Source organism: Kitasatospora sp. NPDC056531 (assembly GCF_042794375.1).
Taxonomy (GTDB): domain Bacteria; phylum Actinomycetota; class Actinomycetes; order Streptomycetales; family Streptomycetaceae; genus Kitasatospora.
Genome location: NZ_JBHTTU010000078.1, coordinates 20239 through 32106, shown reverse-complemented (window position 1 = coordinate 32106; position 11868 = coordinate 20239). Strand labels below are relative to the sequence as shown.

The following is an 11868-nucleotide window of genomic DNA, read 5'->3' as shown; positions in this document are numbered from 1 at the left end:
GTCGATCTCCACCACCAAGTGGCACAACGCCCTGCACCACGCCGACGCCGTGCTGCGCGCCGACGACATCGCCGCGCAGGCGCCGCGGCTGGGCCCGCACGTGACGATCGTGCGGATCAAGGGCGGCATGCACGACCTGGTGCTCTCCGGTGAGGCGGCCCGTACCCAGGCGTTCGCCGAGCTGGACCGCTGGCTGGCCGCGTACCTGGACGTGCGGCCGGTGGGGGAGAACGCGTGACGGAGGAGCCGGTGCCGGTCGGGCGGCGGACCGACCTCGGCTTCGCCAAGCTGATGCCGGACATCGACCGGGACGGCGGCTGGCTGCTCACCCTGGACGGCACTCCGCAGTCGTACGTCGACCTCGCGGATCCGACGCACCTGGAGTTCGAGTACACCCGCAGGCTCGGCCACCTCGCCGACGCCCTCGCCCCCGCCGGGCGGCCGTTGGACGTGCTGCACCTCGGTGGCGGCGCGCTGACGCTGCCGCGCTATGTGGCCGCCACCCGTCCGGGTTCGCGGCAGCGGGTGGTGGAGGTGGACGGGCCGCTGCTGGAGCTGGTCGCCGAGCACCTGCCCTGGCAGGCGCCCGGGGCGGACATCACCGCGACGGTCGGCGACGCCAGGGAGGCGCTGGCCGCGACCCCGGCGGGCAGCCAGGACCTGGTGATCGCGGACGTGTTCCACGGTTCCCGTACCCCGGCGCACCTGACCTCGGTGGAGTTCCTGCGGCTGGCCGCGACCGCGCTGCGCGAGGGCGGCTGCTACGCCGCCAACCTGGCGGACGGCCCGCCGCTGGCCTTCGCCAAGGCCCAGGCGGCGACGGTGCGGGCGGTGTTCCCGTACGTCTGCCTGGTGGCGGAGGCCCCGGTGCTGCGCGGGCGCCGGTACGGCAACATCCTGCTGGCCGGTTCGACGGCGCCGCTGCCGGTGGCGGAGCTGACCCGCCTGCTGGCGGGTGACATCTTCCCGGCCCGGCTCACCGAGGGCGAGGAGCTGGCGGCCCTGGTCGGCCGGAGCGCCCCGGTCACGGACGCGTCCGCCACCGACTCCCCGCCCCCGCCGGACGGCGCCTTCAGCGTCGGCTGAGGCAGGGGCCGAGGCAGGGGCCGAGGCAAGGGTCGCGCCGCGCGTCGCCCCCGCGCCCGCCGCGCCCGGGGTGTCAGAATCGGCGGGTTCATGCCGGAGTGTGGTGCACGTCCGAGGGAGTGAGCGATGAGCGGCGGGGAGCGGCCCGAGTTGGGGCAGGTGCCGGAGACGGCGCTGTGGACGCTGTGGCACCGGGCGGTGGAGGCCCGGCGGCCGGACACCGTGCTGCCGGACCCGGTGGCGGTCGAACTGGTGGACCGGATCGACTTCCCCTTCGCGGAGCGGTTCGGGCAGCGCGCGCTGGTCAGCCAGTTGCAGGGGCTGCGGGCGGCCTGCTTCGACCGGGAGGTGGCGGACTTCCTGACCCGGAACCCGCGCGGCACCGTGGTCGGGCTGGGGGACGGGCTGGAGACCCAGTCCTGGCGGGTGGACAACGGGCGGGCCAGCTGGCTGTCGGTGGACCTGCCGGAGACGGCGGGGCTGCGGGAGCGGCTGCTCCCGCCGGACGAGCGGCGCCGGATCCTCGCCTGCTCGGCCACCGACCCGCGCTGGATGGACGAGGTGGATCCGGGCCTCGGTGTGCTGATCAGCACCGAGGGGCTGCTGATGTACCTCAAGCCGAGCGAGGTCCGGGAGCTGATCGCGGCCTGCGCCGAGCGGTTCCCGGGCGCCTCGATGGTGCTGGACGCGGTGCCGCGCTGGTTCAGCGAGCGGGCCGTCCGGGGCAAGCTGCGGGACCGGTACTACCAGGCGCCGCCGATGCCCTTCGGCATGGACGCGGACGAGCTCGGCAAGCTGACCGGGGCGCACCCGGCGGTCACCGGGGTGCGCGAGGTGTACCCGGAGGGCGGGCGCGGGCTGGTGCGCGCCCTGCTGCCCTTCGCGCGCTGGATCAAGCAGCGGCCGTCCGTGGTCGCGCTGCGTTTTGCCGAATCTTGAAGAAATGCTGGTCAGACTGGAACCATGGCCTCGGGACGCACGTCCTAACGACTGGTGATCGGCCGGGGGGACGGGCCGCCTGGCACGTTAGGCTGCGCCCGAGGGGGACTCGGGGGAGCGGCCTGGTGCCGCCATCGGACAACCGCCGGGACGGCATGCGGCTCCTGTGGGGGCCGGGACCGGTTCCGACCTGCCACGGAGGTACTGGCCTTGCACATCGACGCCTGGATCGAGAGCGTTCCACCGACCGCGGTGTACGCCCTGATCGGCCTGATCATCGGGATCGAATCGCTGGGCATCCCGCTGCCCGGCGAGATCGCGCTCGTCACGGCGTCCCTGATGGCGGTCAAGGGCGTGGTGAGTCCGTGGGGGATCGCGGCCTGTGCGATCGCGGGCGCGATCATCGGCGACTCGATCGGCTACTCGATCGGTCGCAAGGGGGGCAAGCCGCTCTTCGAGAAGCTGGGACGCAAGTTCCCCAAGCACTTCGGGCCTTCACACCTGGCCACCGCCGAGCGCTCCTTCCACAAGTGGGGCATGTGGGCGGTCTTCTTCGGCCGCTTCATCGCCCTGCTGCGCATCTTCGCCGGTCCGCTGGCGGGCGCGCTGAAGATGCCGTACTGGAAGTTCCTGATCGCCAACGTGCTGGGCGGCGTGATCTGGGCCGGCGGTACGACGCTGCTGGTCTTCAAGGTCGGCAAGGCCATCGAGCCGTGGCTCTCCCGGTTCTCCTGGGCGGGTCTGGCGGCAGCGGTCCTGGTCGGCGCCACCTCGGCCTGGGTGATGAAGCGCCGGGCCGCCAAGACCCACGCCAGGATCGAGGCGGAGGAGGCGGCCAAGGCCGCGGAGGCCGCCGGGGCCGTCAAGGCTCCCGTCGCGGAGTAGCGGAGTAACGGAACGTAGTCGGAAACCGTCCCGGCGTTGTCGGGCCCCCGGAGTAGCATCGGCGGGAACCTGCCGATCTTGCACCACTGGAGGGTCCGATGACGCAGCCGACGCAGCAGTCCACGTGGGACGCCGTGGACGCCTACTTCTCCGAGCAGCTGGTCGGGCACGACCCGGCACTGGAGGCCGCGACCGCCGCCGCCGACGCGGCCGGGCTCCCGAGCATCGCGGTGGCCCCCAACCAGGGCAAGCTGCTGCACCTGCTGGCGCTGGCCCAGGGCGCGCGCCGGATCCTGGAGGTCGGCACGCTCGGCGGCTACAGCACGATCTGGCTGGCCCGGGCGCTACCCGCGGACGGCACGCTGATCTCCCTGGAGCTCGACCCCAAGCACGCCGAGGTGGCGCGCGGCAACCTGGCCCGCGCCGGGCTGGAGAAGGTCGCCGAGGTGCGGCTCGGCCGGGCCGCCGACTCGCTGGCGGCACTGGTCGAGCAGGGTGTGGAGCCCTTCGACCTGGTCTTCATCGACGCGGACAAGCCGAGCAACCCCGAGTACTTCCGCCGGGCCCTCCAGCTGACCCGGCCGGGCTCGCTGATCATCGTCGACAACGTGGTGCGCGGCGGTGCGATCGCCGACGCCGCCAGCACCGACCCGGCGGTCGTCGCCACCCGCGCCCTGCACGAGCTGATCGCGGCCGAGCCGAGAGTCACCGCGACCTCGGTACAGACGGTCGGCAGCAAGGGCTACGACGGCTTCACGCTGGCCCGCGTGCAGGGCTGAACACCCGCGTGCGGGGCTGAACAGCCGCGTGCGGGGCTGAACGAGAATCAGAACGAACGGAGACATCGTGCGGATCGGACTGCTGGGCACCGGCACCTGGGCTGAGCGGGTGCACGCGCCCGTACTGGCCGAGCACCCCGGGCTGGAGTTCACCGGCGTCTGGGGCCGCCGGGCGGAGGCCGCCGAGGCGCTGGGCGCGGCGCACGGCGTGTCCGGGTACGCCGACCTCGACCGGCTGCTCGCCGAGGTGGACGCGGTCTCCATCGCGCTTCCCCCGTCCGTCCAGGCCGGCCTGGCGGTGCGGGCCGCCGAGGCCGGCTGCCACCTGCTGCTGGACAAGCCGGTCGCGTTCACCGTGCCGGACGCCCGGGCGGTGGCCGAGGCGGTGCGCGAGCACGAGGTCACCTCGGTGGTCTTCTTCACGGTGCGCTTCGGCGGCGAGCAGATCCCGTGGATCGAGCGCCAGGCCGAGCTGGGCGGCTGGTTCACCGGCCGCTCGGACTGGCTCGGCTCGGTGTTCGCCCCGGGCAGCACCAGCCCGTACGCCGCCTCGCCGTGGCGCCGGGAGAAGGGCTCGCTGTGGGACGTCGGCCCGCACGCGCTGTCCGTCCTGCTGCCGGTGCTGGGCGACGCGACGGAGGTCACGGCGGTCGCCGGGCCGCTGGACACCGTCCACCTGGTGCTGCGGCACGTCGGCGGCGCCTCCAGCACTCTCGCGCTCAGCCTGACCGCCCCGATGGCGGGCGGCGGCGTCGCGATGGAGCTGCGCGGCGAGCACGGCGTTGCGCACCTGCCCGAGCGCGGCGAGGGCCCGACGGTCGCCCTGCACCGCGCCCTGGACGCCCTGCGGTCCTCCGCCGCCTCCGGCGAGCCGCACCCCTGCGGGGCGGACTTCGGCCTGCGGGTGGTCGAGATCCTGGCCGGCGCGGAACGCTCACTGGCCGACGGCGGCCCGGTGGCGGTCTGAGACCGCTCCCGGGCCGGACAGCCGGTCAGCGCCGGTGCGGGGTGGAGAGCCGGGCCCGGCGGGACGTTCTCGATCTCTCGATCTTCTCCACCTCGGCCAGTACGGTTCGATCACGGTCCGTCCGCCTCGCCGCTGGAACCCCGCCCGTGGGCGGCGACGACCCGGCCCGTCAGGTCGGCGGCAGGGTGGGCCTGGCGGCGTCCGGGCGGCGGTCGGTGGGGCGGGACGGGGGGATGACCGGGGCGTGGAAGTCGCGGGGGCCGGTCCACAGGGCGGGGACGGCGTCGCTGCGGCGGGCCAGTTCGTAGGCCAGGGCCTCGTAGTTGACCCGCCAGCCGTTGAAGTGCGGCCAGGCGTCCTCGACCGGGCGTTCACGGGGGAAGCCGGCGGCGGTGACCATCGCGACCGCGCCCAGGTACTCGGCGTAGGTGAGGCGGATCGGGGTCTCCGGGTCCGGGTCCGGGTCGAAGTCGACTCGCAGCGCGCGGGCGATGTCGCGCATCGCGGTGAAGCCGGCCCGGATCACCAGCCGGGCCTCGGCCGGGGCGGAGCGCGGGCAGAGCGCGAGGTGCAGGGCGGCGGCGTCCATCACCGCGATCAGGCCGACCACCCAGCTGCGGTTGGGCTGCGGGGAGCGGAAGGAGAGCAGCACCGGGTAGTTGGAGTGGCTCTCGCCGATGTCGGCGGCCAGCCGCTCCCAGTCCCGGTAGAGCTGGGGGAGCGCCGTCTCGGTGTCCACCAGGGACTGGCGGGCCAGCAGTTCCGGGCCCCAGGCGGGCTCGCCGGCCCGGGACTGCAACAGCGTCACCTCGGTCTCGCGGCGCTGGTAGGCGGCGTAGAGGGTCGGCAGGTAGGCGATCTGCAGGGCGATCACCAGCGGCCCGCTGGCGGCGGCCATGAAGTCGAGCGCGGACAGCTGCAGCCGCTCGCCGCTGGCATAGCCGAGGGTGAAGAGACTGGACCCGGCCTCCCGGATCGAGGTCGACCAGTCGAGTTCGGACGTGCCGTGCAGCAGCAGCGTGTAGGCGAGCAGCATCCCGCTGAGCCACACCGTGAGCATCCCGAGCAGCACCAGCGGCGCCAGCCAGGTCAGTGCGCGGTCCTGGGCCCGGTAGCTGCCGAACGGCGCGGCCCAGAGCCGCAGCGCGGTGCGCAGTACCGCCCAGAGCCGGTAGACCAGGGCCGAGTAGAGCCCGCGCGGGACGACCAGGGTGCGCAGGATGCTGCCGACGACGATCAGCAGGACGAGCACGCCGAGCAGCGTGTGGATCAACCTCATGCCGCCATTCTGGCGGTCGCGGGGAGCGGTCGTGGGCCGGGCGCCGTCGACGGCGGGGCGGCGTACGGCTCTCGTGGGGCGGTCCGTGGGGTGGTCCTACGCGATATGACCATGATCACACCGGTTTCGGGCTGTCCTCGGACGGCCGGAAACGCGTCTATCCGAGTGGAGGAGTCTGTCCCACGAGATCGGAGACGGGATGCGTGCACACCAGGGTGGGGAAGCCGAGGAGGAGAAGCCCGGACGCCGACGATGGCGTCCGCTGCGGCGGATCGACTATCCGCGCAGAGGACGGCGCGGGGTCCGCCGCTGGCTTCCGTCCTGGCGGCAGCTGCTCCTGGTGTCCGGCGCCGGGGCGGTGGCGCTGACGGGCCTGGCGGCCTGGTTCTACGCGACCACGCAGGTGCCGGAGGACCTGAACGCCTTCGCCACCCAGCAGAACAACGTCTACTACTGGGCGGACGGCACCGAGATGGCCCGGGTCGGTGAGACCAACCGTCAGGAGGTGCCGCTCGACCAGGTGCCGGAGTCGGTGCAGTGGGCGGTGCTGTCCGCCGAGAACGAGACCTTCTACTCGGATGCGGGGATCTCCCTCAAGGGCATCGGCCGGGCGATCTACTCGATGGCCACGGGCGGCGACACCCAGGGCGGCTCGACCATCACCCAGCAGTACGTCAAGAACACCTACCTGAACCAGCATCAGGACATGTCCCGCAAGCTCAGCGAGGTCGTCATCGCGATCAAGCTGGACAAGCGGATGAGCAAGCGGGACATCCTGGCCGGCTACCTGAACACCAGTTGGTTCGGGCGCGGCAGTTACGGCATCGAGCGGGCCGCGGCGGCGTACTACGGCAAGGACGTCTCGCAGCTGAACCCGAGCGAAGGGGCTTTCCTGGCAGCCCTGTTGAAGGGCGCCGGGCAGTACGACCCGGCGCTCAGCGCGGACAACCACCAGCGGGCCGAGGAGCGGTGGTCCTGGATCCTGGACCGGATGGTGGAGGTCGGAAAGCTCTCCGCCGCCGAGCGCGCGGGGTACACGGTGTTCCCCGAACCGCAGCCACAGCCGAAGGCGGCGGGGCTGAGCGGCCAGGTCGGGTACCTGGTGGACATGGCCAGGACGTACGTGGAGGGCCACAGCGACATCACCCAGGCCCAGTTCGACCTCGGCGGCTACCAGATCCACACCACCTTCGAGAAGCCGAAGGTCGGCGCCCTGGCCGCGGCGGTGCAGGAGGCCACCAAGGGCATCGACCCGGGCAGCCGGGAGGCCGACAAGCTGCTGAAGGTCGGCGCCGCCTCGGTGGCCCTGGACGGGCGGGTCGTCGCGCTCTACGGCGGCCCCGACTACCGGAAGCAGGGCTTCAACAACGCCAACACCTCGACGGTGCCGATCGGTTCGGCCTTCACCCCGCTGGTGTACGCCGCCGGGCTCAGTCAGGGCGTGCAGCGCGAGCGGGGCGGCAGCCGCACCCCGGTGGCGCCCACCACCAGCTACGACGGCGACAACGGGGTGAACGTGATGACCCCGGAGGGCCCGTACTGGGGGCGGGACGGGAAGATCGTGAAGACCGCCAACGACGGCAAGCGCAGCTGGGGCCAGACGAGCCTGCGGAGCGCCGTCGAGCAGTCCGTCAACGGGCCGATGATGCAGCTCGCCATGGACGTCGGCCTGGACAAGGTGCAGCAGACCGCCGCGGACCTGGGCCTGCTGCCGAGCAGCATGGGCGAACTGGTGCCCGCCTTCGGCGTCGGGAACTCCACACCCAGCGCGATCAGGGCCGCCGACGCCTACGCCGCCTTCGCGGCCCGAGGCAGCCACACCGACCCCTACTCAGTCCTGCGGATCACCCGCAACGGCGAGCCGCTCACGCTGCGGCTGCCTTCCGCCGTCCAGGCGTTGAACGCGGCGGCCGCGGGGGAGGTGGACGCGGCGCTCAAGGGGGCGGTCCGCGGCGGGAGCGCGCGGGCGGCGGCGGAGGCCGGGCCGGATGTGGCGGCGAAGCCCGGCACCACGGTGGACCGTACGGCGGGGTGGTCGGTCGGCTACAACGGGCAGCTGGCCACGGCGGTCACGGTGTTCCGGGCGGACCTGAAGGACATGAAGCTGCTCCCGCTGGAGGGCGTCGGCGGGGCTTCCCCGGACACCCCGGACTCCGAACTGCCGACGCGGATCTGGACCTCGTACATGAAGGCGGCAGGCCAGCCGGTCCGCCCTTGAAGCGCACCGTCAGCGCCGGGCACCACGGTCGTCAGGCGCCGCCGGCAGATATTTCAGCTTTAATCCGAAAGTGCGGGCGCCGACCCGTCCGCTCAAAGCTAGGCGGGCCGTCCAGCCCTGTTGGTGTCGATGAATTCGGGCTACCGTTGGTGGTGAGCAAGAGAGAGAAAAGGTAGAAGGATCAACGGATACGGTATCTGAAATGAATGGCAAGCCTATACGGCACCCAGGAATGCGGCGGGCGGGCGGTCTGACCGCCGCCGCCCTGATGGGGGTTGTGACGCTTCTGGGAAGCGGTGGAACGGCCCTTGCGGACGCTGCTCCGGCCACGCTGAGCGCCCCTCAGTACGTCGAGCAATCGCCTCAACCGAATAGCTATGACGCCGGCTATGAGGTTGGCTTGAAACTCGGCCAGCAGACGGCCCATGCCGACTTCCAGCACGGCCAAATGAGCCGCACATTTTCGAAGTACCCCGCGGTGCGAGGCGATGACCCGAGCTACAACTATCAAAGAGGGGTATTGCAGGGGACAAAAGACGGATACACTCATGAAATAAACGAGCTCCTGAGCGGTAAGGTCGGACCTGCCCTCCCCCATCCTGAACAGATCATTCCCGAGAACCCGTACTATCCGGGGCCGGCGGAGAAGCCATCTCCGGGCTGCGGTTCGTGCGCTCAGAGCCCGAACACGACCAACCCGAACATGGGTGGCTCGTCCCCGAACAGCCCGAACACGACCAGTCCGAACACGACCAACCCGAATATGGGCGGCTCGTCCCCGAACAGCCCGAACACGACCAACCCGAACATGGGTGGCTCGTCCCCGAACAGCCCGAACACGACCAACCCGAACACGGGTGGCTCGTCCCCGAACAGCCCGAACACGACCAACCCGAACACGGGTGGCTCGTCCCCGAACAGCCCCAACACGACCAGCCAGTCCCCGAGCGGACCTGTACAGCCAGTGGTGTGAGTCGTGCGGTGTGAGTTACCGGTGACCGTTGAGGGGGTCGTCGAAGACAATGTCGAAAGCCTGGGGGCTGCGGAGTTTCCGCAGCCCCCTCTTCGCCCGCAACCTACTCAGCCATCCAAGAGGGTCATTCAAAATCCCTCAAGGTCAGACGGGCGGCATCAGATCGCTCTCGCTGATGGTGTACGTCAGCAGGGGGTAGATGAAGTCCGTTTCATTGTTCTCACGGCGTCGTAGTTGGTGAAACTCGCGCCTCTGCTCATCATCGGCCGACGTGAGGCGCGAGCCCTGCGGAAGGTATGCATGTCCGTCGCTAAACCGAACAAAGGTCTTTGATGTTCGAAAGGTTACGCCCAGCCATTGGTTGTCGGCCGCCTGGGCGGGTGTGTCCAGTACGATTTTGTGCCTGAGTCGCCGATTCGAGTCGACGGAAAACGCGACGACACTGTTGTGGGCGAGGGGGATCTCGAACTTCTCACCGCCGGACCCCTTTGGTGCGAAGATCAGCTTCCTCGGCGGGCTCGCTTCGGGATGCTGGTAGCAGGAGAAGACGGCGATAAATGACTCGTTGGCCAGATCGAGGGCTTGGTCGGAATGGCTGCCCATGGTTTTGTAGGCGTTCGTGTAGCTCTCGACGAGAGCGTTGTTGAAGCCGACCGAAAGCGCCGTGCGTTCTTGAATCTGTTGCGCCAGCCGTTCGTGCACCGCCCGGAAGCGCTGCGTCGGGCTGCTGTATCGAGTGGTAGTGCGTACGAGAGGCGCGTCACCCGCCTCGTCGATCTTGGTGAGGACGGCGCCTCGACGGCCTTTTCCTATGTCTTCCAGGCGAGCCGACACGGACAGCTCCGCAAAGAGATTCTCCTCGGTTGGCAGGGCGCACGAGAGGATCTCATCCGAGATCCTGGACCTGGGGGGCAATGTAATCTCCCGTGTTCATGCTGAAGAGGAATTCGTCGCCGTAGTCAATGAAGGACGAGGTCCTGTTCTCCTCGGCGTACAGCCTGCGCAGCTCGTCCATGCCGGCCGGTGTGGGTGGCCCCAGCTTCACCAGGTCTCCGGCTACTTTGAGGAACGTGTGGCCGTTCTTGTGAACGGCTTCGGCGCTCGAGCAGCGCACCACGTATCCCAGGCGGGTCGGGAGCAACTCGGCATCCAATGCTGAGGGCCGGATTTCATGCGTGTACAGGCGGTTGGTGGACAGCGGCATGAAGAACACGGAGCCGGGGTAGAGAGTCACGGTGAACTGCGGGGGGAGCGCGACCCCGGTGCGTTCTCCGGTCGGCTCCTTGAGGCGAAAGTGGAGTCTGGTCAGCCCGCTGGCACCCTTCACGCCGTAGTCGAAGGCGTCTTCGGCCAGGGGCTGCAGCTTGTCGAGCCGGTCATAGAAGGTGCAGAAGGCCATGATGCCATTGACGGGCATGTCCTTGGTCTTGTCGGCATGGGCCGAGATCTTGGCCTTGGACTGCTTGCGCTCGGGCGTGGCAAGGGTGTTGTGGTAGATCTGAGCGAGGACGTGATTCAGCGGTGCCTGGTTCCGGAAGACGGCGGCGGCCTCGCGGTTCAGAGCCTCGACGATGTGGGTGTCGGTCGGGCGAAAGCTCTCGGTCGGCCCCGAGAGATTCGTGGAGCACCGGAGCAGGCGGAAATGCAGTTCGTCACCGTTCCGTGTGACGGGCGTCAGATAGATCCCGCTGCGATGGGCTGTTCCAGGTTTGGTGGACTCCGTCAGGGACTGGAACGCGTGCTCCGCACTGATCCGCCCGAAGTGATCGGCGTCGAGTTCGAAGAGGCGGCGGTAGTACACGCCGACGCCGTGTACCCGGATGGGAACTCGGCCGAGGTCGACGAGGGGCCAAGGCTCGTCGACGTCCTCGTGGTAACCGTGCGATAGCTCCCGGATAACGAACACCCGGGCAGCCGCGTGCAGTTGGCGGCCGCTGATCCCGGATGTGTCGCCACACAGGTAGACGGTCTTCTGCGAGAGGTCGGGCGAACCGGAAGCAAGGTCCTCCGGCGCGATCGTGGACCCGAAGAAGTCCCTGATCAAGTCATGGTCTTGCAACACCGAAGGCGCAACCAGGATGTTGCCCGCATCCTCGATGCGGGCTTCTTTCGGCTCTGCTGTGTGCATGAAACGGTGCCTGCCATTCTCATGGAGGCCCGGGAGCAGGCTGTGCCCCCGGGCCCTCGAGCGTTCGCGGTGCGGCCGATGCGGCAGGACCGACCGCCGACGGACCTGTCGCGGGTTTCACTCCTCGTCGACGAATGCGTGGTTCCGGCGGCTGTAGGGCCCCGAGATGCCGGCGAGGCGGTTCGGCGGCCAGAAGTCGGAGCGCTCGCTCAGGGTCAAGTCGCCGTCCTGGCGCACCATCCAGACGTCCTCGTAGTCGAGGTGCAGGACCGCGTCGCCGGGCACCAGCGCCAGTACGCCGTCGGCGAGGCGGGTCATGTCGTCCTGCTGGCCGGAGATGTCGGCGTCCTTGCCCAGCCGGAACACGACCGAGACGGTCGGGGTGAAGACGCGGCCGCCGATCTGCGGGTCCCCCCACGGGGTGGGCTTGCGCGTGGCCACGCGGAGCCAGGTGTCGTACACCGTGAGCACGCCGTCGCCGAGCAGCGTGTCGACGGTTGCGGAGGCGTCGACGAGTCGCAGGGACCGGGCGACGTCGGCGAGCGTCTGCGCGACCTGGGCCGTGGACCACGGGGTCACCAGCTCAAGGCTGTAGGAGATTGCCATGTCCGTCT

General features: G+C 70.1%; 11 protein-coding genes and 1 pseudogene. 7 read left to right on the top strand and 5 right to left on the bottom strand.

Annotated elements, in window-relative coordinates; translation table 11 throughout:
- From ACFQ87_RS36045 to ACFQ87_RS36020, 6 genes and pseudogenes are all read left to right on the top strand, one after another.
- Positions 1-238: pseudogene (locus ACFQ87_RS36045) on the top strand (alpha/beta hydrolase); the annotation flags it as partial.
- 53 nt (positions 239-291) lie between these two features.
- On the top strand, positions 292-1086 hold the full coding sequence (locus tag ACFQ87_RS36040; protein ID WP_380615145.1) for a spermidine synthase: 795 nt from the start codon (positions 292-294) through the stop codon (positions 1084-1086).
- 126 nt (positions 1087-1212) lie between these two features.
- Entirely contained in the window at positions 1213-2025 is an 813-nt protein-coding gene (locus ACFQ87_RS36035) for a class I SAM-dependent methyltransferase (protein ID WP_380615144.1), read from the top strand.
- A 210-nt stretch (positions 2026-2235) separates the two neighbouring features.
- The gene (locus ACFQ87_RS36030) at positions 2236-2910 is read left to right on the top strand and encodes a DedA family protein (RefSeq protein WP_380615143.1); all 675 of its coding nucleotides are present in this window, start codon (positions 2236-2238) and stop codon (positions 2908-2910) included.
- 98 nt (positions 2911-3008) lie between these two features.
- Positions 3009-3689, top strand: a complete 681-nt coding sequence (locus ACFQ87_RS36025; protein ID WP_380615142.1) for an O-methyltransferase — start codon at positions 3009-3011, stop codon at positions 3687-3689.
- Positions 3690-3756: 67 nt separating this feature from the next.
- Positions 3757-4656 (top strand): Gfo/Idh/MocA family protein, encoded by a 900-nt coding sequence (locus tag ACFQ87_RS36020; RefSeq protein ID WP_380615141.1) that lies wholly within the window; start codon positions 3757-3759, stop codon positions 4654-4656.
- Between the two features lie 169 nt (positions 4657-4825).
- Here ACFQ87_RS36020 and ACFQ87_RS36015 read toward each other — a convergent pair whose 3' ends face one another.
- On the bottom strand, positions 4826-5935 hold the full coding sequence (locus ACFQ87_RS36015) for a hypothetical protein (RefSeq protein ID WP_380615140.1): 1110 nt from the start codon (positions 5933-5935) through the stop codon (positions 4826-4828).
- Between the two features lie 199 nt (positions 5936-6134).
- Between ACFQ87_RS36015 and ACFQ87_RS36010 the strand changes: the two genes are divergently transcribed.
- The gene (locus ACFQ87_RS36010; RefSeq protein WP_380615139.1) at positions 6135-8153 is read left to right on the top strand and encodes a transglycosylase domain-containing protein; all 2019 of its coding nucleotides are present in this window, start codon (positions 6135-6137) and stop codon (positions 8151-8153) included.
- Between the two features lie 675 nt (positions 8154-8828).
- Here ACFQ87_RS36010 and ACFQ87_RS36005 read toward each other — a convergent pair.
- The 4 genes from ACFQ87_RS36005 to ACFQ87_RS35990 all read right to left on the bottom strand — a co-directional run bounded on the left by ACFQ87_RS36005 (position 8829) and on the right by ACFQ87_RS35990 (position 11860).
- Positions 8829-9176 (bottom strand): hypothetical protein, encoded by a 348-nt coding sequence (locus ACFQ87_RS36005; RefSeq protein WP_380615138.1) that lies wholly within the window; start codon positions 9174-9176, stop codon positions 8829-8831.
- 94 nt (positions 9177-9270) lie between these two features.
- On the bottom strand, positions 9271-10041 hold the full coding sequence (locus ACFQ87_RS36000) for an alpha-ketoglutarate-dependent dioxygenase AlkB (RefSeq protein WP_380615137.1): 771 nt from the start codon (positions 10039-10041) through the stop codon (positions 9271-9273).
- Positions 10013-11254 carry a hypothetical protein gene (locus ACFQ87_RS35995; RefSeq protein ID WP_380615136.1) on the bottom strand — a complete coding sequence of 414 codons (1242 nt, stop codon included), beginning with the start codon at positions 11252-11254 and terminating at the stop codon, positions 10013-10015. The genes ACFQ87_RS36000 and ACFQ87_RS35995 overlap by 29 nt, the downstream gene beginning before the upstream one ends.
- A 117-nt stretch (positions 11255-11371) precedes the next feature.
- Positions 11372-11860 (bottom strand): SitI3 family protein, encoded by a 489-nt coding sequence (locus ACFQ87_RS35990; RefSeq protein ID WP_380615135.1) that lies wholly within the window; start codon positions 11858-11860, stop codon positions 11372-11374.
- Positions 11861-11868 lie beyond the last annotated feature (8 nt).